6 protein-coding genes are annotated in these 23,019 nt (G+C 55.4%); all 6 read right to left on the bottom strand.

What is annotated here, in order from left to right; genetic code table 11:
- Window positions 1–30 precede the first annotated feature (30 nt).
- Complete coding sequence (locus KGD89_RS20620) at window positions 31–2,850, bottom strand: RHS repeat-associated core domain-containing protein (RefSeq protein ID WP_051427745.1); 2,820 nt, start codon at window positions 2,848–2,850, stop codon at window positions 31–33.
- Between the two features lie 166 nt (window positions 2,851–3,016).
- On the bottom strand, window positions 3,017–5,794 hold the full coding sequence (locus tag KGD89_RS20615) for an RHS repeat domain-containing protein (RefSeq protein WP_025261657.1): 2,778 nt from the start codon (window positions 5,792–5,794) through the stop codon (window positions 3,017–3,019).
- A 187-nt stretch (window positions 5,795–5,981) separates the two neighbouring features.
- Entirely contained in the window at window positions 5,982–8,873 is a 2,892-nt protein-coding gene (locus KGD89_RS20610; RefSeq protein ID WP_025261656.1) for an RHS repeat domain-containing protein, read from the bottom strand.
- Window positions 8,873–13,183 (bottom strand): SpvB/TcaC N-terminal domain-containing protein, encoded by a 4,311-nt coding sequence (locus tag KGD89_RS20605; protein WP_025261655.1) that lies wholly within the window; start codon window positions 13,181–13,183, stop codon window positions 8,873–8,875. Before KGD89_RS20605 ends, KGD89_RS20610 begins: the two co-directional genes overlap by 1 nt.
- 18 nt (window positions 13,184–13,201) lie before the next feature.
- Window positions 13,202–18,037 carry a Tc toxin subunit A-related protein gene (locus tag KGD89_RS20600; protein ID WP_025261654.1) on the bottom strand — a complete coding sequence of 1,612 codons (4,836 nt, stop codon included), beginning with the start codon at window positions 18,035–18,037 and terminating at the stop codon, window positions 13,202–13,204.
- A gap of 86 nt (window positions 18,038–18,123) precedes the next feature.
- Complete coding sequence (locus KGD89_RS20595; RefSeq protein WP_025261653.1) at window positions 18,124–22,980, bottom strand: Tc toxin subunit A-related protein; 4,857 nt, start codon at window positions 22,978–22,980, stop codon at window positions 18,124–18,126.
- Window positions 22,981–23,019 lie beyond the last annotated feature (39 nt).

Genomic DNA, 23,019 nt, shown 5'->3' with positions numbered 1-23,019 from the left:
AACGAATTCATTCGCGAGCGAAAGTTACACTTATTTATAAAAGGTAATGAAGTTGGGTATTCTTCGCTTATGATTAGCCAGTGCCGCTTGATCCATAAGTATGGTCCCGTTACGGGAGACAACACCCAACACGGAACTGTCGCCACCATCCAGATTGACTGACCAGCCTGATGTCGCATTCATACTATCCAGTTTGAGCATTACATTTGCCCATTCGGGCATTGTATAGGCACGGGAGCTTTGCGTTCTGCCTCCACCCAAACCTACTGCGATACGAATTCTGGATTCTTTATCGAACACGACCGGCATACTGATGCCCGAACGCTGATTGGGCGTGCCTGCATGTCCCAGTTGTCCGGGGGCAGCCGTCTCTGGGGAGTATTGGAATTTTTTATCCTTCAAGTGCTCTTCAGTAAACTCAAGCTTGCCTCCGGACGTCAATAATGGGCCTGTGTGAATGGTCGAGCCATCACTCATGGTAAGGGGGACATAATACTGCTCGTAACCTTTGGGAATATCGACTGACGCTTTCTCCTTCCCTCCCATGAATATCTTCCCAATCGCTGCATGTGTAGGTGCAGAGGGTGATGCTTCACCTCTGTTGTTATAGAAGCCACCGTTGATGAAGGCGATATAATTACTCGTCGGAGCGCCAGCCTCTTCATATATTTTGAAACCGGGTGCAGACTTTAGTGGGAAACGGTAGTCGCCACCTGAAATTTTGCTTTTATAATCCGACTCTAGAGATAGATAAGAAAGTTGGCGTTTACCTTTGAAGGGACGAGCGAAATTTATCCCCATTCTTGAAAATAATTCATTCTTGCCTTCTATGCTCACTGCAATTATGCCAGGGGCAAATGTTTTGACGCTTATGTCACTCGTGTTCTTCCGTTCTTTGATTTCATCGACCGCGAGCCTCCAACGTTCTCTGGCCATTTCGTTTTTTTGTCCATCTGGATCAATGCGATTGATGGGGTTGTTCTCGACAAAGCAAAAGAGATTCAACCCATCCACATCGCCTGACGGGTCCGGGTTGATCCAGCGCTGCAACCATGGCGCGTAATACCTGAACCCGTAGTAATACAACCCGCTGGCATCACGCTCTTTACCTGAATATCTAATTGTCTTGTATTTCGCTTCCACAGCACTGCGCGCAGCCCACCACGATGTACCGCCAAACGGGTAGTAACTTTCCTGGCTGATCAGGTTGCCTTGCTGGTCCAGTTCCAGAGTGTTTGAGCCCAAGTGATCGCTCAGGCTATAGCGGATTTGATCATTGGCGATGCCGCTCGGCAGACCTGCCTGCCAGTGCAGTATCCGACTGTTTCGGGCTGTGATGACGTGCAAAACTTCTCCATCGGCAGTGGTGCGGATTTCCAGCCCCGGCAGGTAGCGAACCTCGTTATTCAGCGTGCGACTGGAGGCCAGAGTGCTGTTGATCTTGCGGCATCTTTGCCCTTGGCCGTCGTAGATATAGCGCTCGTTATCGCTGGCTTCGGTGGCGCGGGTGACGGTGGTGATTTGCTGTAACTGGTTGCGGACATCCCACTCCATCGTCTGGCCACGGACCAGTTGCAACTGGTTGCCGTTGGGGTCGAAGCCGGTATCAAAGTCCGCGTCGGTTTCACCTTCGGGCAGGCTGCGATTGCTGTCCTCTGCCACACGCATGGTGCGGGTAAAGTTTTGCGCGCCGACGTGGCGCATCTGCAACAGATTCCCGGCGCTGTCGTAATCGTAGTTTTGGGTGTAATTGCTGATCTGGTTCGGATCGGGCGGCAGCGGCTGCAAGCCGGGTAGGGCAGGGCCGTGACTGGCACCGGTATTGACCTCGCGGCCCGTGGCCTCGATCAACTGATAGAGTGTGTCGTAGCGGCAGTGATTAATCGCCTCGACGCGCTGATTGGCGAAGAAGCGAACCGGTTGGGCAGCGTCTTCGATTCGCAGGATATTACCGACCGGGTCGTAAGCGTAGATGAGGTGCTGCAACGCTGGATCGCCCGCACGAATTTCCATCAAACGACCATCTTGAGGATCGTAGAGCGAGCGGCTGATCACACCATTGCCTGCGGTTTCCTGCTCAACCTGATTGAAGGCGTTGTACTGGATATCACTGACCAGCGTCTGCGTGGTGCTCGATGACTTCAGATCGACGGCTTTCAATTGCCCGGCTACGGTCTGTTTGAGGGACTGCGCATTACCCATGGCATCGGTCTGCCGAATCTGTTCGCCCAGAGTATTGAACGCCCACTGTGTTTCCAGGCTGTCGCTCTCCAGAAGGGCATCGCGCTCTGCTTCGGCCAGTGGCCAGTCCGGTGTTTCCAAGGCATGCAGAAAATGCCGAGCTTCGATCAGTGCAGCCCCGAGCAAACCGTAATCCGGCAGATGGCGAGTCCCCGCCGTATCGTCATGGCGAATGAGCTGGTTGCACTGGTTGTGCTCAAAACCATCTGGCCCACCGTAGTCAAGCCGCTCGGTTACCAGCCCGTCTTCGGTGATTGCCAACGGACGCAACACAGCATCGTATTCAACCTGGCGTCGGCTACCGCGACTGTCCCACCCTTCAACCGGCAAGCCTGCTTCGTTCAATAACCCGAGCCGCCAGCCGGCGTCGACGCTTTCGGTCAGCAACGCCTGATTGCTGAGGCTGTAAGTCGTGCTGAGGTTGGGAAGTGCAAGACGAGGATCACGCTGGCTGACCAGACGTCCCGCGGCATCGTAGGCCTGGCAGGTTACCCGCTCATCGGCAGGTTGATCCTGCTTGCTGCGGCAAAACTCAACGCTGCGTAGCGCCAATCCACGCGGATCGATAACGAGCAGCCTGGGTGTGTGAGTGTGCAGTGCCATATTCATTCGCAAGCGTCCCTGTCTGCGGTCTGACATGAGTTTAGTTCAAGGCGATTGGATGGCTTGTCCATATATCGAATCATGTAGGACCGGATTTATCCGGGAATAGGCCTCCTGTATTCTTGCAGGCCGGAATACTTTTTTGCGAATGCCGTCAACTTCGTATCTCTTTTTATGGCTGACCGCGTCTCTGTGTTGTAGGGGCAGTCTGCGTCAAGATGTTTTTCATGTAATACTCGTGTAAGTGATGGGCTGCATGCATTAGGCTGTCAGCATTATTGGCGGAAACCCTGGCAGCAATACCGGGGTTTTGATTAAATTGAGTGATTGCAGTATTTAAATCTGTGATGAACTCAGGGGCAGGATAAAAAGTCTTGACCCGTTCTATGAAGTTGTTGGCGGCCGGTAAGATGTATGAGAAATAGTTCAAGTTCAAACCTCCACTGGTGATGATTTCGGAAACGGCTTGGTATGGGGGTTTCTGGGTTATATTTCCTCCCCCTGTCAATAGGGAGATGTATTCTGCGAAGATATAGTAATTGTCCGTTGAGGAAGGGCCTTTTACTGCACTTTCCAGTACGTCGTCTATGTGCGTCAGCTCGTGGCCTATGGTATGAGGCAGCTTTTTTGTATAGGCATGTCTGGTATCTATGGCTATCCGGCCTAGAGGGTCTTCGGGGAAAATAAAGGCGCTGAGCTTCTCGTTAGGGGTTCTAATTCCAAGAAACTTTCCTTCTCCATCATCGCTCAGGTATTCAGAGGCCCGTATATAAGAGGATTCCCACGAGTGGGTAACGTCGTGTACGACATCAGAATATTGGTAGCCAAAGAAGCTGCGCATAATGTCGGCGCTTTCGTTTGGGTAATACCTTATCATTTCGCCTGCATGCTGGTAGGTGATTTGATTGCTGACTAAGGCTCTTTTTATATTTTCTTTTAAATCATCCGGGAACTCATCCAGGCCCCGAAACATGATAACGTTTCCGGCGTTCAGTATCTCTTCTTCGACTGGGTCTCGTACCCCTATATAAATCCTGCCGTCCATATCCTTATGACAGACGGGGGAATTACCCACAAAACAAAAAAGATTCAACCCGTTCACATCACCCGTCGGGTCCGGATTGATCCACCGCTGCAACCACGGTGCGTAATACCTGAAGCCGTAATAATACAATCCGCTGACATCGCGTTCCTTGCCCGAATACCTCACCGTCTTGTACTTCGCTTCTAATGCACTGCGAGCCGCCCACCATGCCGTGCCACCAAACGGGTAATAACTTTCCTGGCTGATCAGGTCGCCTTGTTGATCCAGTTCCAAAGTGCTCGATCCCAGGTGATCGCCCAGGTTGTAGCGGACCTGGTCGTTGGCGATGCCGCTCGGCAGGCCTGCCTGCCAGTGCAATACCTGCACGCTGCTGCGCCCCGCCTGAGCGGTGATGACATGGAGGATCTCGCCATCGGCGTTGGTGCGGATTTCCAGGCCCGAAAGGTAGCGAGCCTCGTTATTCAGCATGCGACTGGAGGTCAGGGTGCTGTTGATCTTGCGGCAGCGCTGGGCCTGGCCGTCGTAGATATAGCGTTCGTGATCGTTGGCCTTTGCCGCGCGAGTGATGGTGGTGATCTGCTGCAATTGATTGCGTCGATCCCATTCCAGCGTCTGGCCGCGGACCAGTTGCAGCAGGTTGCCGTTGGCATCGAAGGCTGTGTCGAAATCCACATCCACTTCACCTTCGGGCAGGCTGCGGTTACTGTCCGGGGCTACGCGCATGGTGCGGGTAAAAGACTGCGCGCCGACATGCCTCATCTGCAACAGATTGCCCGCCGCGTCGTAGTCGTAGTTTTGGGTGTAATTGCTGATCTGGTTCGGATCAGGCGGCAGCGGCTGCAAACCGGGCAGGGCAGGACCGTGACTGGCACCGATATTGACCTCACGGCCCGTTGCTTCGATCAACTGATAGAGCGTGTCGTAGCGGTACTGATTAATCGCCTCGACGCGCTGGTTGGCGAAGTAACGAATCGGTTGGGCAGCATCTTCGATCTGCTGGATATTGCCGACCGGATCGTAAGCGTAGATGAGGTGCTGCAACGCCGGGCTGCCCGCCCGGATTTCTATCAAACGACTATCTTGAGGATCGTAGATCGAGTGGCTGATCACACCATTGCCCGCCGTTTCCTGCTCGATCTGATTGAAGGCGTTGTAACGGATATCGCTGACCAGCGTTTGCGTTGCACCGGATAACGTCAGATCGACGGCTTTCAATTGCCCGGCCACGGTCTGCTTGAAGGACTGCGCATTGCCGATGGCGTCGGTCTGTAGAAGAGGCTCGCCCAAGGCATTAAAGGCCCATTGTGTTTCCAGGCGATTGCTTTCCAGAAGGGCATCGCGCTCTGCTTCGTCCAGTGGCCAATCCGGTGCTTCTGGATCAAGCAAAAAATACCGGGCTTCGATCAGTGCAGCCCCGAGCACACCGTAATCCGGTAGATGGCGAGTCCCCGCCGTATCGTCATGGCGAACTGGCCGGTTACACTGGTTGTGCTCAAAACCATCTGGCCCACCGTAATCAAGCCGCTCGGTTACTTGCCCGTCTTCGGTGATTGCCAACGGACGCAACACAGCATCGTATTCAACCTGGCGTTGGCTACCGCGACTGTCCCACCCTTCAACCGGCAAGCCTGCTTCGTTCAATAACCCGAGCCGCCAGCCGGCGTCGACGCTTTCGGTCAGCAACGCCTGATTGCTGAGGCTGTAAGCCGTGCTGAGGTTGGGAAGTGCAAGACGAGGATCACGCTGGCTGACCAGATGTCCAGCCGCATTGTAGGCCTGGCAGGTCACACGCTCATCGACAGGCTGATCCTGCTCGCGGCGACAAAACTCAACGCTGCGTAGCGCCAATCCACGCGGATCGATAACGAGCAGCCTGGGTGTGTGAGTGTGCAGTGCCATGTTCATTCGCAAGCGTCCCTGTTTGCGGTCTGACATGAGTTTAGTTCAGTGACATTGGCCGGTTTGGCCGTATGTCACATCCCCCCTGATCGCGGCCAAGGCCCCTCCCACAGGGCCATATGGGAGGGACCTTGGCCACGAGCGGTATCTACAGCATCAGCAGGTCTGCGCGAATTCGCTTCACCTGTCGTTTTCACAATCTAGTCATCTTGAACTTTGAGTTTTGTCGACTCGGTTTCCTTGCTTCAATGGACAGGTCTCGGGCGTTTTTAATAATGCCCATTACCGTTCTCATCTTTTTGTTCAAGGTTTCAACCGATGCTCTTTCTTTCAACGGTATTACACTGACCTTTACCGACTCTATGCCGATTCTTTCAAACTCATCTTTGAGAGCGTTCATCCTTTCTAGCAAGTCCGTCTCCAGTGTATTCAGATGGGTGTCCAGCTCCCCCCATTTCTCAGGTTCTATCTGTTTTTCGCTGTGCTGTATTTCGTATGTCAGCTCCACGAATTCCGGAGCGTGTTTTATGGCAATACCGACCACTGGTGTTTGCTCCAATGCTGTTCCAGCCATCAATTTCATCATGTTGTTGCGTGCTTTTTGATCTCTTAGATCGGTATATTCACGGGCCGCATGTATCACCGTCCCATGCAGTGAGTGGGCTGTTTGCGAAGCTTCATCAAATATCTTTTCAGGGTCCAGTTCGCTGTTTTTCAAATTGATGGCCGTGTTCCATTTCAGTCTGCCAGTGGTTTTTTCCGCTATGTACCCTGATGCCTTCGCGGCTGCGAACCCACCGACGAGTACAGCTCCGCCCGCCACCCACCCGGGGGGGCCGCATGCTCCGCATGCGATTGCCCCAACCAAGGCTCCCGCTGCAGCGCCACCGCCTGTAGAGCCGGCCATTTTTGCGGTAGTCTGGCCCATCAGGGAAGTGCTGCGTTTGACAGCCGAGATACCACGCTCCTCATGGTCCAGATAGTTTTCTATCTGCTGTATGACTGCATTGACCCGCTCTTTAATAAGTTTCAGCGCTGCCAGATGAACAACCGTATTGTGGATAAGTCTCCTTTTGGCTTTGCTTCGATCTTGCTGTCCGGATGAATCCATTCTTCCATCCAGATCGAATCGACTGATGGGGTTGTTACCCAGCATCTGATATAAATTCAAACCGTCGATATCGCCCGCCGGGTCCGGATTGATCCAGCGCTGCAACCATGGTGCGTAATAGCGAAAACCGTAGTAATACAGCCCGCTGGCATCGAGTTCCTTACCCGAGTAACGCACCGTCTTGTACTTCGCTTCCACGGCACTGCGCGCTGCCCACCAGGCCGTGCCGCCAAACGGGTAGTAGCCTTCCTGGCTGATCAGGCCTCCTTGCTGGTCCAGCTCCAGGGTGCTCGACCCCAGATGATCGTCCAGGCTGTAACGCATTTGATCGTTGTCAATGTCGTTCGGCTGGCCGGCCTGCCAGTGCAGAACCCGCACGTTGCTGCGACCGGCCTGGGCCGTAATGACATGCAGGATTTCGCCATCGGCGGTAGTGCGGATTTCCAGGCCTGGCAGGTAGCGCACTTCATTGCTCAACGTGCGGCTGGAGGTCTGGGCGCTGTGGATCTTGCGGCAGCGCTGGCCCTGGCCTTCGTAGATGTAATGCTCGTTATCGCTCGCTGCGGTGGCGCGGGTGACGGTGGTGATCTGCTGCAACTGATTGCGTAAATCCCACTCCAGCGTCTGGCCGCGCACCAGTTGCAACAGGTTGCCATTGGCGTCGAAGGCGGTGTCGAAATCCACCTCCACTTCACCTTCGGGCAGGCTGCGGTTGCTGTCCGGTGCCACGCGCAGGGTGCGGGTAAAGGCTTGTGCGCCGACATGGCGCATCTGCAACAGGTTGCCGGCGCTGTCGTAGCTGTAACTCTGGGTGTAGTTGCTGACCTGATTCGGGTCGGGCGGCAGGTTTTGCAGGACGGGCAAGGCGGGGCCATGGCTGGCACCGGTTTTGACTTCACGGCCTGTGGCTTCGATCAATTGATAAAGCGTGTCGTAGCGGTAGAGGCTGATGGGTTCGATACGCTGGTTGGCGAAGAAGCGAATCGGTTGGGCGTTGTCTTCGATCATCAGGATATTGCTGACCGGGTCGTAACCGTAATGCAGCGACTGCAAGGCTTCACTGCCTGCGCGGCCAGCGGTCAGGCTTTGCAGCAGGCCGGTGGATGCCTCATAAACGATCTGGCTGACCACGCCGTTTCCCGCTGTCTGTTTTTCTACCTGGCCGAATGCGTTGTAGACCATGCCATCCACAAGCGTGGTTTCGTCCTGTGAATTCAGTTGTAGATAGACGCCGCTCAGGTTGCCTGCAACCGAGTAGGCCGCACGTTGGACATTGCCTCTTGCATCGGTTTGCAGTGTCGGCTCTGCGACAGCGTTGTACTGCCAGTGCGTGGTGAATGCTTCGGTTTCCACCAGGTCGAGATAGTCCGTTGCGTCTGTCCAGTCAGGCAGTTCCGGGGTTTTCAGGAATTGCCTGGGCTGGCTGAGAAGCTGGCCCAGAACCCCGTAATCGGGAAAATGCAGCGAGCCTGCGGTGTCATCCAGGCGAGCCAGTTGACCGCACCGGTTGTGTTCGGCTGAATCATCGCTGCTGTCGGCATACACCGAGCGGATGATCGTGCGGGCATTCTGCTGTGCGTCGATTTCCACTGTCGCCACTGGCCTGAGGTAGGGGTCGTATTTGATCTGCCGTGTGCTGCCGCGTGCATCCCAACTTTCAACGACATTGCTGGCCTCAGCCGATAAGGTCAGTTCCCAGCCAGCGTCCACGCTCTCGGTCAACAGCGGGACTCTGGTAAGGCTGTAACGGTAAGTACGGGTGGTGGGTGATGCTGCATCCTGTTGCGCGAGTGCCCACAGGCGTGGGTCCCAGAGCGCAGTGAGGCGGCCCGCTGCGTCATAGGCCATGCGCGACGTCAGGGTGAGCGGTTCGTCCTGGTCCTGAAGTTTGCGATATTCGGTTGCGCGCACCGTCAGGCCCCGCCCGTCAATAGCAGTGACAATCGGGGTGTGGGAGTGCAGTGCATTGCTCATCAGTGCTCTCCTGACGCCTTCAATGCCAGCATTTCTTCAGCTGTGTCGTTCTCGTCCTCGCTGATGCTGTACCAGGTGCGGTAAGTCTGACGTCGCATCCAGCCCTTGGCGGTGAGGGTAATGGTCGGGCGCCCCAGCGGGTCGTAGAACTGTCGGTCGAAATAACCATGTTCACGCAACGATTCGTCTTTCACATAGACATGACGGTTGGCGAAGTATGGGCGATAGACCCGCACCGCCAGCCCCTTGTTGTTGTATTCCACACGCTCGCTTATCCGCCAGCGGGGCGAGGCGTGGACGATTTTCGGTTTGCCGCCTTCCAGTATCAGCTTGCCGTATTCGTCGACCGCATAGGCGTCGCCATCCTCGACCAGTTGCCGGGTCTGCAAGGTGCGTGCGAAGCCATCCACTGAAACCAGGCTGATGCGGATCTGTTTCTGCGGATCGCCCGGGTAGCGGTCTGCCTGAAGGACCGCACTGGCAAAGGGGATGCTGCCCGTACCAAATGAGACATTGCCGTCGTAGTAATAAACGGCTGCCGAATTTCTCAGGGCACTTGCAGGCGAATTGATTGCCTCGTTGCTGCCACCCCAGACGCGGGTCTCGGGATCGAGCGGATCGAAGCCGACCTCCTGGCCCAGCTCGGTGCCGTAGAAACTGCTGGCCCATAACCGACCGAATGCATCGTAGTCCGCCTCCTGGGTGTTGTGGTTGGGATCGACAATCCGGAACACTTGCAGCACGCGGTAGTTGTAAGTCGCTGTGGTGATGCAACCCACCGGGTCGGTGATCTTGTTCACGAACAAGCTGTAGGGGTCGTATTCAACGCTGGTCCAGCCATGGCTGCGCGTCGGCCTGAATGTGGTGATGCGATAGAAGGCTTCAGGCCCGGCGTAGGTGAAGAATCCCTGCTTGACCGACCAGAGGTTCAAACCGTCATCGGGCAGGAACGAGGGCATCTGTTGGTAGCCCACTTCTGCGAGTCTGATGGCCAGTTGATCGGCATCCATGACGCGCTCGTAGGCGCTGAGCGCGTGATCGTCCAGTTCTGCGTTTTCGACGGCGTCGGCCAGCGCCTGAAAAGTCGCCTCCCCATCGCCTGCACCGATGTAGCGTTGTACCGACAGGCCGATGAGTGTGCGGGGCAGGGCGGCGAATGTGCCTTGCGGGTCGATGAAGTGCTCGTAGCTGATCTGCGACGGTGCCAGTACGCTTGCCGGAACGACCATGGCGTTGCCGCGCATCCTGTAGGGCAACCCCAGGCGCCAGCTTTGCGGGCTGTCCAGATGAATGACTGCGCTGCGAGCCTCGTTCAGGTAGAAGTTCTGCTGCGCTTCGTCATGGGACGCCTGCCACCATTGTTGCTGCCAGGGGTCTTCGAAAGGTGGCGTATCCTGCGGCTTCTTGCGCCGTGCATAGCTCACCGTTACGGCGTAAGTCACGGTGCCGTAATGGTCCCAGGCCAGGTTCAACTGATGCTGGCACATAGGGTCATCAAGCTGCTCGGCCTCGTATTGATAAGTGATGGATTCCAGCGCCATCGGCATCATCAAGGCGTAAGGCTGATGTGGTGATCGTGGCTGAAGCTGGCGTACCAGATAGCGTTGCGCTTGTACGGAATACAGCACGCCGTCCGTGCTTGAGACTTCTGTGCGCAATGGCGAACCGCTGAGTGCGCGGGCCATTGCCCAGCGAGCGGCCTGGTCAGGTTCACTGATCAGTTGCTCGGTCTGGGTCGCAGAGTCGTAGCGGGACAGCAGATGTTCACCCAGCGGCACTGCCTGCGGATCGCGGGTGTCGTAGTCGTCGTAAGACTGCTGTGGGTCGCGTCCGGTATGAAACCAGGTTTTGCTCAGTACTGGCGCGGTAAAGCCTTCCTGCTGCTGGGGCGGTGTTTCGGTGTCGGTCTGCAAGACCCGGCCGAAACCACGGAACTCCCGTTCGCGAGGATCGTAAAAGCCATGTCGATACTGGAACAGTTGGGTCAGTGTGTTGCCCGTCACCAGGTCTTTCTGGGTTTGTTTGACCACCACATGAACCGGAAATGGCAGATGCGAGACAGCGGCCTTGCCTTCCGCAAGCAAGTCCTTTTTCTCATCCAGCCATTCCTGGGCCGAGCTGCGATAAGTCACTTCACCTGTCGCGCCCATATGGTTGTCCGTGGCTTTGAGCATGTAGGGCTTATGCTGCGTGCCCATCGCGTTTGCGGCGTAGTGTATGGTCCAGTGGCGCGGTTGCATGTGCGGTGCGGTGATGACCAGGCTGGAAAAACCCAGGCCTTGCAGGTCGGCGGCACTGACCTGACAGAAGCGGTCATAGTGCATCCCATCGGGCCAGACTTGCTGGAAGGGTGCTGCAAAAGCATTGCCGCCTTCGTTCATGAAAACCTGAATACCGTCAGGTTCAAGGTAAAGCAGGTCGCTGGCTCCGGAGCCATCCATGTCGGCCAGTAGAATCCGGCTCGAATCGAATGCTTCATAGCTGAACGGCAAGCTGGCGAACAGCTGGCCCTTGCCGAAACGCCCATGCCCCAGATTTGGCCAGAAGCGGACTTCATTGTGCCGAATGCGGATCAGATGCTGCTGCCCGGTGCCCAGCAAGTCGGCGAATGCCACCAGTTCATTGGGGCTGTCGCTGAGCAGTGGCAAGCGGTCATCGTCATGTGTGACGTCAGTCGGTGCTGCGAAGCCCGCCGCCCGGCGATTGGCATACAGCCGAACGCTGCGTGGGCCGATCAAGGCCAGATCCGAAAGCCCGTTACCCACCAGATCGGCCATCTGCCCCTGAGGATTAAAGAACTCGGGCGGGAAGGCCGCGAAGCTCGCAAAGCTTGACCAGCTCCGGTCCGGCTTGAGTGTGAAGAAACCGGACATGCCGGGCTGGGCAACGATCCAGTCCAGCCGTCCGTCGCCGGTCATGTCGGTGAGCGCCTGGCGTACCGGTGTGTTTGAGTCGGCAGTCGGGATTTTGGGCAACTCCTGCCACGGACCGTACGCTACGGCATCCGCACCGCCTGTATCAGCGCGTACCGGTTCCCGATAGCGCCAGCTCTTGTCCTCTTTATAGAGCACGCCGGGCAAGCCATCGCCGTACAAATCGGCCATCTGATAGCGCTGGCCGTCATTGAGGCCCGGCATCGAATCCATTGGTTTGTAAATGTCGTTTTTGCTATCGAATTCGCTGTAGGTAAATTGCAGGGTGGGCTGCTGTTGGAGTTGATGCATTGCTGTCCCGTCCCAGGCCTGTGAATGCGCACCGACCAGCGCGTTGTATTTGAGAGTGGTCTGTTTGTATTCCAGCAGCAGGCGCTGGACCAGCAAGGGTGACTCCTCCAGTTCGTCCGCAAAGTGATGAAACATCAGGACTTGCTGACACAGCCGCAGGTTGCCCAGCTCGAAGCCATAGGCAAAGCTGGAGTGCGGGTCGCTGCGCACCGGCCATTCAGCCTGCTCCGCATAGGTCGGTATGGTCTTTGGATCGATGCTGCGTTCGCCATAGTCGAACAGCAGGTCGAAGTGCCACTCCAGGTTTTCCAGCGAGTCTTCGTCCCACAGGTACAGCACCGGATGGGCCTTGGCGTTGCCATAACGCACCCGCCACAGATAACACTGGGCAATGAAGTCCCGAGGATAATCATCGGGCAGGCCGGCTTCGTCCTCGGCCTTGTACTCGTAGAGAATATGTTCGCCCGTGGCATTCATGCTTTCTTCCAGCAGCCACTCGGCGACCCGGTTGGCGTCGGCCGGGTCGGTGCTGCGTGAACTGGATTTCTTGCCGTAGAAATGCAGGCTGCCGTCGGCACCGTGAATCAGCCAGAAACCCGGATCGACCGGGTCGATGCGCCAGTGTTCTATTCGCTCGAACGCGCCTTCGATCCTGGCGAAATAGCGAACCACTTGATACGTCTTGCCCAGATCATGGCCGTTATAGCTGCTGGCACTGGTGAACTGGATGACACCATTGGCGTCGCGCTCCGGCAACCAGGCTTCGCCATTGGGGCCGAGGATCAGATCATCGTCGTTGTAGCCGGGCACGCCTTTGCTGGCCCGCCGCGCCACGCAGCCGAGGTTCAGGCTCCAGCCAATACCGAACAGGCCATTGCCGATGGTGCTTTGGTATCTGAGCGAGAGCGCAGGGTCATAGCCTCGACCAGGGCTTACAGGCAAGGCGATTTCCAGAGACGCCGAACCGTTGCTGCCAACGGCCCCCCAGCTTTTGCCAATACTTTGAATGGCCCCACCCCCTTTGGGCAGCGAGGGCGTCGCGACTGCCGGCTGCGATGGTTGTTGCGATTGTGCTTGAGCGTCCATGGCTCTGGCTCTCCGTTGTCAGCTGCTTTTCGCGGTGTAGCGCACGTGTACGATGATGTCGGTGATCGAGGCGATCATGCCCTCCTGGCTGGCACTGAACTGCAAGGCCCAACGGGAAATCGCTCCGGTGCCTTCATAGGGCAGATAGCGCTCGTCATCGAAGTTGAAAACGAATATGCCGTCGTCATCGACGCCGGTTGAAACCGCAATCTGCTGGCTGGCGCGCATGTTTTCCTTCAGCGCCCCTTGCGGACCATTCATCTGTACGGCGCTGTAGGTTTGCGTGAGGATGGCGCGGATATCCTGATAAGGGCCTACTGTCACCGGCAGCGAAACGCTGACGCGCTTGATGCGGCGCAGGTAGTGGCCGGGATAGTCGGCGTCGAGCATCGCCTGGGTGATCTCGAATTCGGCGATGCCTTCCTCTGCCAGGCGAGCGACCACGGCGTCCCAGCCAGGATTGATGCTGGGGGCCTCTTCGGTGGAGACAGGCAATTGCTTCACTGAAACCGTCTTGATGATTTCCAGCTTGCGGTCGTTGCGCGTCAGATACGCCGCATCCATGCGCAACAGGTTCAGCTTGAGCGATTCGCCAGCGGTCAGGCCACGCCAGGCGTCTTTCCACGCGGCGGGCTTGATGAAGGTGGTCGCGTAGTCGGCAATTTCGTATTGCCAACAGGCTTGGGCTGCCAGGCATAGAGAGAAAGTGGCGTCGTAAGCCTGATAGTAAAAGGTCGAGAACTGGCCGTTGAGCCATTGGTACAGCTGGCTGTGGGTGAAGCGCTTGTTGAGGAATGCATAAATGACTTCGGCCTGTTTCTTCGCTTCCTGGGCCTGACGAAGTTGCAGGGCGGTGATGCGGGTCTGTGCGTCATGCACGGCCAGTTGCGTGTCGATGTGCTCCGATTCCAGCCTGGCCTGATCACGAGAGTTTTCCCACTCCTGCAAACGACGCCGGAAAAACTCCGTATGTTCCAGAGCGGTGCCGATGCTGTCTTCGAGTGTGGCGAGACCCTCTGCGCCGATGGCAACCATTTGAGGAATACCTTCAAGCTGGAATCCTCCTCCTGCCATGCCGGTTGCGGCCCCGCATACGTACCCGGCAACTGCGCCTGAATGAACTCCCAGATGGTTGGGGACGGGTTTCAGTGCTGCAGCAACAGCCTTCGAGACCGATGCGCTGCCGCTTGCCACTCTGGCCTTCATATGAGAAACAGCCGCATCGATCTCAATGTCAGTGACATTCTCATCCGCCAGCTTGCCGTAGAAGCTGGCCCGGGCATCGGCTATGGCCTTGGCGGCTTGCAGCGCCTTGCGCGCTTCGATTTCGACCTTTTGAGCTTCCAACTGCAAGTCGATGGCGTACTGCGCAAACTTCCACGCTTGCTGCTGTTGCAGTTCTATCAGTTGCCCTTGTTCCTTGCGTTCGATGATCGACAGCAGGGTATTGCCGAACTGGATCAGGTTATCCACTGCGCTACTTGCCCGGTTGAACATCACCGCGTAGCGGTAGTGCGGAATTTCCTGGGCCAGCAGGCTGCCCGCACCGCCTTCGGTGGCGCCATTGGCGTAGGCGGCGAGCAGGGCGCGAGGGTCCAGAGGCGCGGCAAACAGCGGCAGAGACAAGGGTTTGCCATCCAGGGTCAGGTTGTGGCGCAGGTTGTACAGACGCGATTCGACCATGTCCCAGTACCTGGTCAACTCGGCATTCATGGGGACGATGAAGTGGCCGTTGTCTTCCTCCACCAGTGTCGGGTCGCTGCCAAAGGTGCTCAGGCGCAGTGACGGCTGAGTGAAGCTGATCACTGCCTTGCCTTCGTTGGCCGCTGCGCTGGCGCGGACTTGTTGCTCCTGTTCGATCAGTTGCGTCTCGAACTCGCGCAGGCCAGGGTTACTGGCTCCGGCCAGATCCCCCAGTTTGATCGGTGTCCACTGGCTGGTGATCACGGCATCGGGCCGCGGGCCGAGCAGGTCGAGGATGCGCACGTACCACAGCTTGGCTTCGCCAAGGCTGTCGGGCGTCACTTGTCGATAGGCCATGTCGCCACGGTCGATCAGGTTCTTGATGTAGTGGAAGTAGACGGCCTTTTGATAACGGACCGGGTCGCTGGCGGCGATGCCATCCGGGTCGATGGGGGCACGCATGAAATAGTCCGGGTCCGGCAGCTCGGTCAGCGGGCGGACATTCCAGTAGGCTGGCGCGCCGGTGCTGGAGTTTTCCTTGCGTCCCGGATCGAAGATGAATCCCAGCCAGAACTCGGCTTCGTTGAGCCGCAGCTCCAGATTCAGGCGGTGGGAAATCATGAACGGCAGATGCAGGAACAGCTCCCAGAAGTACAGGCCGTTGGCCCCTTTGAAGTCCATCTTGCTGGGGGCGGTTTCTTCGCCAATCGGTGGTTCCGGCAACTGCTGAGTACCCCAGGACAACAGCGCTTCCAGGGCGATATTGGCCTTGTTGATCAATTCACGGGCAAACAGGGTGTTCATGCGGATCGGGTCGCGCTCGTCGCTGGAGGAACCGTCGCTGAATTTTATGGTGGAGGCAGAGAAGTCGATGTATTCGGCGATGCCCAGCAGTGGATCGGTGCGTTTGTTGATTTTGGGGGCGATAGGGTCGACGCCGCCTTCGGATTCCCAGGTGAGTTCTATTTCGGTGGACTTCATTGCGTCACCTACACTCTCCCCCGAGCTTTTTTCATCTACTCCTGTTCCATGAGTTATATAGAATTTTTTTTGGTTTTCGATAAATGTGGTGCCTTCCAGTTTTGGGAGCAGGGTAGACTTGTCAAAAGGTATATCAACGGTGAAAAGACTCGGGCTGATTAACGAGTCTTGGGGGGCACTGTATTTGATTTTTTTTTGGTCGGCGTATGGAAGCTTCATGTCCAGAGGTATCATGAACTCTTGATTTAAACTGTAGTGTGTATATCCTTCCAGTGGCCCATAAGATGCGCTGTAGGTGTGTGTTGTTTCGGAGTCCAGCAGGTTTATACATCCTGATGTTATGAGTGTTGGGTCAATGGCCGTGTTACCCATTAGAATATCAATGGTGCTGGGCATGACAAACCCGTTTTCAAGATCTACTGTAGTTACCTTGCCCGCGACAGTCTTGACACTGTAATGCGAGTGGTCAGGGTCGAGCAGAAAGTTCATAAGCCCTAAAAACAGCTCTTCATTGTTGTAAAGCATGTCGAACGAGATGTGACTTTCCAGGCTGACTAATGGCTCTATATGAAGTGTGGATCCTGTAGCAAGTCTCACCAGTCCTTCTTCGCGAGGTGCGAGTACTAGCGTGAGTTTCCATACACCCATGGTATCATTGGTGAATTCGATATCCATAGTCTCGATGGGTATTTGTATGTCGGAGCTTATGGCCGTAGTAAGTCTGATTGTTGATAGTGCATAGTCAATGGTCGGGGAGTATTTTGGCTCCATGTTTTCTATTTTTTCTTGAAGGCTTTCATAATTCCACCACGGGCTCTCGGGTGTGGGAGCAGTTGTTTTTACAGTTTTGAATCCGATACGGATATTCCACGTAAACTGAAAATTCCCCTTGTTCTTCAGTGCCAGTGCCCAACAGATTTTACGAATTTGATTTTCATTAGGTTCGGCTTTTGTACTGTCATAGTTGTCATCGACAAAACCGTCTTTGGGAAACGATCTTTCCTTATTGAAGTTTTTGTCAATTAACGCGGTTTCAAGCAGTGCGTAATCTGAGGTGGATCCGTCCATATCACCACTGACCAGATGTTCACCGGCATAGATCGCGATAAACAGGGATTCCGGTGAAGCTGAAAGATCAAACACGGCAATGCTGTTCAGATCGTTTTCAAGGTTGACCGTCTTGCCTGCCCGGGTAAAAGTTTTGAGTGACGTGATGTCCATGTAAATCAGTGGTGCGCTCCAGGAGTCATCATATTTCTTGTACGAGATATTGAAGAGCAGGCGCACCTTGGGGGTGGATGTCGGTGGGGGTGGCGGAATAATGGGAATGCTGCCATCTGTACCGGGTTTGATACTTTCTGTTGGCAGTGTCACTTCAATCTCTTCCGACACAGGAATCATATCCACCCAGGTCACGAACAGCCGGTTATTGAAAAATACCGGGCGAAGGGTGCGCTCCAGAGTATTGGCATTGACCCCGATTTCTGCCCGCTTCCAGTCCGACCATGCACCAGGCGTCGGGTAGTCGTGTTTGGGGCCTTCAGTGCCTTCCTTGTAGGCCCGCTCGTTCATATCGACCGTGCGCCAGTAATAGATATTCTCGGCGCGAGACTTGCCAATGAAGTAATACTTGCCTTCAGCAAAACGCTCCGTATCGATATAACCATTGATGATGGTCAGGTTCGCCACTTCCTCGAAACTGGCGAGGTAGGACTTCACGGCTTCCTGTGTCGTATCGATACTGATCTTGTTCTGGTTGATATCGTTTTCCAGATTTTTGAAGTAACCGGATTTCTTCAACCGCAAGGCCGGGGAAATGAAGGTTTCCGGGTAGAGCGCCAGTTGCATGTTGGCGGCCCAGATCGGGTACTGGCTGCTGCGCTCGCGCCATTCGACGAAGTTTGCTTCGGTGGGTTGCAACAGGTCATAGCCGGGCTCCATGCCCATCAATGTTCCGTTGATGAACTGCTGAATACTGCCGATGGCTGAGGCCACGTAACTGGTTTCGACTTCATTGATGACCTGATTGTCGATCAGGAAAAACTCATACAGATCGTTGGCAGTTTTCAGGCGTTGGTCCAGACCCAGACTCCTCAGTAAAGGGGAATTGGGAACCACCTCACCCAGGTAATAAGCGACCAGTGCATCCCGAAAGGATTCGTTGAGCTGGCTATCAATGGAGCGAGACATATTTGGAGCCTCCATGGCAATTGATGAAGATCCGTTCGTTCAGTACTCAGCTATTGGCCGCCATGACGGCATTACTGACGTCTTCATTAGCGGCTTTTCGCGGTGTAGCGTACGTGGACGATGATGTCGGTAATCGCAGCGATCATGTCCTCCTGGCTGGCACTGAACTTCAAGGCCCAGCGTGAAATTGCTCCGGTGCCTTCAAAGGGCAGGTAACGCTCGTCATCGAAGTTGAAAACGAACAGGCCGTCGTCGTCGACGCCGGTCGACACTGCAATCTGCTGGCTGGCGCGCATGTTTTCCTTCGGTGCCCCTTGCGGGCCATTCATCTGCACGGCGTTATAGGTTTGCGTGAGGGTGGCGCGAATGTCCTGATAAGGGCCGACGGTCACCGGCAGCGAAACGCTGACGCGCTTGATGCGGCGTAGATAGTGGCCGGGATAGTCGGCGTCGAGCATCGCCTGGGTGATTTCGAATTCGGCGATGCCTTCCTCTGCCAGACGGGCGACCACGGCATCCCAGCCGACGTTGATGCTGGGCTCTTCTTCGGTGGAGACAGGCAACTGCTTCACCGACACCGTCTTGAGGATTTCCAGCTTGCGGTCGTTGCGTGCCAGGTACGCCGCATCCATGCGCAACAGGTCCAGCTTGAGCGATTCGCCGGCGGTCAGGCCACGCCAAGTGTCTTTCCAGGCGGCGGGCTGAATGAAAGTGGTGGAGTAGTCGGCAATTTCGTATTGCCAACAGGCTTGGGCGGCCAGGCACAAAGAGAACGTGGCGTCGTAGGCTTGATAGTAAAAAGTCGAGAACTGGCCGTTGAGCCATTGGTACAGCTGGCTATTGGTAAAGCGTTTGTTGAGAAATGCATAAACGACTTCGGCCTGCAGTCTGGCTTCCTGAGCCTGACGCAACTGCAAGGCGGTGACGCGAGCCTGGGCGTCATGCACGGCCAGTTGTGCGACGATCTGTTCGGATTCCAGATGCGCCTGTTGGTATGCATTGACCCACTCCTGCTGGCGGCGGCGTAATATTTCCGCTCGTTCCAGAGCGTCACCGATACTATCTTCGAGTGTGGCGAGAGCTTGCGCGCCGATGGCGACCATCTCGGGAATGCCCTCTATTTCAAAACCACCTACAGCGCCGCCTGCTGCTGCTCCGACGGCCATCCCGCCAATCAGGCCACCATGAGCTCCCCCATGGTTGGGAACTACTTTCATCGCCGCGGCGGCAGTTGACGAGATGGCCGCCACCCCGCTGAACACCTTGGCACCCATATGGGATGCAGCAGCAATGATCTCTGTGTCAGTGACGTTTTCTTCCGCCAGTTTGCTGTAGAAGCTGGCCCGGGCATCGGCTATGGCTTTGCCGGCTTGCAGCGCCTTGCGCGCTTCGATTTCGACCTTCTGCGCCTCCAGCTGCAAGTCGATGGCGTACTGCGCGAATTCCCAGACCTGCTGCTGTTGCAGTTCCATCAACTGCCCTTGTTCCTTGCGTTCGATGATCGACAGCAGGGTATTGCCGAACTGGATCAGGTTATCCACTGCGCTACTTGCCCGGTTGAACATCACCGCGTAGCGGTAGTGCGGAATTTCCTGGGCCAGCAGGCTGCCCGCACCGCCTTCGGTGGCGCCATTGGCGTAGGCGGCGAGCAGGGCGCGAGGGTCCAGAGGCGCGGCAAACAGCGGCAGAGACAAGGGTTTGCCATCCAGGGTCAGGTTGTGGCGCAGGTTGTACAGACGCGATTCGACCATGTCCCAGTACCTGGTCAACTCGGCATTCATGGGGACGATGAAGTGGCCGTTGTCTTCCTCCACCAGTGTCGGGTCGCTGCCAAAGGTGCTCAGGCGCAGTGACGGCTGAGTGAAGCTGATCACTGCCTTGCCTTCGTTGGCCGCTGCGCTGGCGCGGACTTGTTGCTCCTGTTCGATCAGTTGCGTCTCGAACTCGCGCAGGCCAGGGTTACTGGCTCCGGCCAGATCCCCCAGTTTGATCGGTGTCCACTGGCTGGTGATCACGGCATCGGGCCGCGGGCCGAGCAGGTCGAGGATGCGCACGTACCACAGCTTGGCTTCGCCAAGGCTGTCGGGCGTCACTTGTCGATAGGCCATGTCGCCACGGTCGATCAGGTTCTTGATGTAGTGGAAGTAGACGGCCTTTTGATAACGGACCGGGTCGCTGGCGGCGATGCCATCCGGGTCGATGGGGGCACGCATGAAATAGTCCGGGTCCGGCAGCTCGGTCAGCGGGCGGACATTCCAGTAGGCTGGCGCGCCGGTGCTGGAGTTTTCCTTGCGTCCCGGATCGAAGATGAATCCCAGCCAGAACTCGGCTTCGTTGAGCCGCAGCTCCAGATTCAGGCGGTGGGAAATCATGAACGGCAGATGCAGGAACAGCTCCCAGAAGTACAGGCCGTTGGCCCCTTTGAAGTCCATCTTGCTGGGGGCGGTTTCTTCGCCAATCGGTGGTTCCGGCAACTGCTGAGTACCCCAGGACAACAGCGCTTCCAGGGCGATATTGGCCTTGTTGATCAATTCACGGGCAAACAGGGTGTTCATGCGGATCGGGTCGCGCTCGTCGCTGGAGGAACCGTCGCTGAATTTTATGGTGGAGGCAGAGAAGTCGATGTATTCGGCGATGCCCAGCAGTGGATCGGTGCGCTTGTTGATTTTGGGGGCGATAGGGTCGACGCCGCCTTCGGATTCCCAGGTGAGTTCTATTTCGGTGGATTTGATGGCGGAGCCAATCCATTCCTGGTCTTTTTTAGTGTTAATCCCGACGCCGTGGGTAATGTAGAATTTTTTTGAACCCTCCATAAAAGTGGCGGGTAATGTTGGCAGTAATGTTGCTTTATTAAAGGGGATTGTTATGGATTGGGGAGTGGGTGTGAACAGATTTTCGTGGTCTTGCGTTTTAGTGATGATTTTTTGAGGGCCATAAGGCAGTGCCATGTTTTGAGGGTGGCTCATGTACTGATGGAGAGTAATTTCAGGGTTTGTATTAGACGCTTCAATGGTGACGTTGCATTGGAAGGGTATTAGTAGCTCCATCATGACAAGCCCTGCCTTGATATCGTCTATGTCATAAAGGGTCTCATGCCTGACTAGTCGGGTAAGGTAATGGTTTATATAGCCGTCTGTAGCGTCGATCGTTCTTGAATCTATACCGAATACATAGGGTAGGTGGTTTGGGTTTCTTATGAAGTCGATTAGTTCTATAGGTAGACGGATGTCATGGCTTATATAAGCGGAAAACTGAACGGATAAAAAATTAGGTACTGCCTCTGTAGGCAGAAAGGTAATGAGTGAGCCTGGCAGTAGTTTGTTGTAAATGCCTTCTTTTTTGCCTACTATTAAATGCAAGTTAGTGTGGGGGGCGCCTCTGAAGTGAAAAGTTATATCAATGGTCATCGGTTCAGGAGCATTATCACCGCTTTCCGGGATGATGTCGGCATTGATATCGGATGTTAAGCGTATCGTAGAGCTGGCATGGTCAAGGGTAGGCTGTTGTATAGCCGGATCTTCCATCGCCCGTATCCGGGACTGCCAACCGTTGTAGTCCCAGTCGGCAGACCCAGGAAGTGCTGGTTTGGTAATAATGGGTTTTAAACCAATGTGAACACTCCATGTGAACTGAAAATTTCCTTTGTTTTTGAGTGCCAGCGCCCAGCAGGTTTTACGAATGCGGCTTTCATTAGGCTCTGCATCTGCTCCATTGTAATTTTCTTCCACGTAACCATCTTTGGGGAACGATCTTTCCTTGTTGAAGTTCTTGTCAACAAACGCGGTTTCCAGCAATGCATAATCTGAAGTGGATCCATCCGTATCGCCACTGACCAGATGTTCACCGGCATAGATGGCGATAAACAGGGATTCCGGCGACGCAGAAACGTCAAAGACAGCAATGCTGTTCAGATCGGTTTCAAGGTTGACCGGCTTGTCTGCAAAGGTAAAGGTTTTGAGCGACGTGACATCCATGTAAATCAGCGGTGCGCTCCAGGAGTCGTCATATTTCTTGTACGACATATTGAATAGCAGACGCACCTTGGGGGTGGATGTCGGTGGGGGTGGCGGGATAATGGGAATGCTGCCATCTGTACCGGGTTTGATACTTTCTGTCGGCAGTGTGACTTCAATCTCTTCGGAGACAGGAATCATATCCACCCAGGTCACAAACAGCCGGTTATTGAAGAATACCGGGCGAAGGGTGCGCTCAATCGTATTGGCATTGACCCCGATCTCTGCCCGCTTCCAGTCCGACCAGGCGCCGGGTGTCGGGTAGTCATATTTCGGGCCTTCAGTGCCTTCCTTGTAGGCGCGCTCGTTCATATCGACCATGCGCCAGTAATAGATATTCTCGGCACGAGACCGGCCAATGAAGTAATACTTGCCCTCTGCAAAGCGCTCAGTGTCGATATAGCCATTGATCACCGTCAGGTTTGCCACTTCCTCGAAACTGGCGAGGTAGGATTTCACGGCTTCCTGTGTCGTATCGATACTGATCTTGTTCTGGTTGATATCGTTTTCCAGATTTTCAAAGTAACCGGATTTCTTCAACCGCAAGGCCGGGGAAATGAAGGTTTCCGGGTAGAGCGCCAATTGCATGTTGGCGGCCCAGATCGGGTACTGGCTGCTGCGCTCGCGCCATTCGACGAAGTTTGCTTCGGTGGGTCGCAGCAAGTCATAACCCGGCTCCATGCCCATCAATGCTCCGTTGATGAACTGCTGAATACTGCCAATGGCAGAGGCCACATAACTGGTTTCGACTTCATTGATGACCTGATTGTCGATCAGAAAAAACTCATACAGATCGTTGGCAGTTTTCAGGCGTTGGTCCAGACCAAGACTCCTCAGTAAAGGGGAATTGGGAACCACCTCACCCAGGTAATAAGCGACCAGTGCATCCCGAAAGGATTCGTTGAGCTGGCTATCAATGGAGCGAGACATATTTGGAGCCTCCATGGCAGTTGATGTAAGTCCGTTCAT

The organism is Pseudomonas cichorii, assembly GCF_018343775.1.
GTDB lineage: Bacteria > Pseudomonadota > Gammaproteobacteria > Pseudomonadales > Pseudomonadaceae > Aquipseudomonas > Aquipseudomonas cichorii.
Note: the sequence above shows the minus strand (reverse complement) of the source record. Positions and strands in the feature narration are given on the sequence as shown.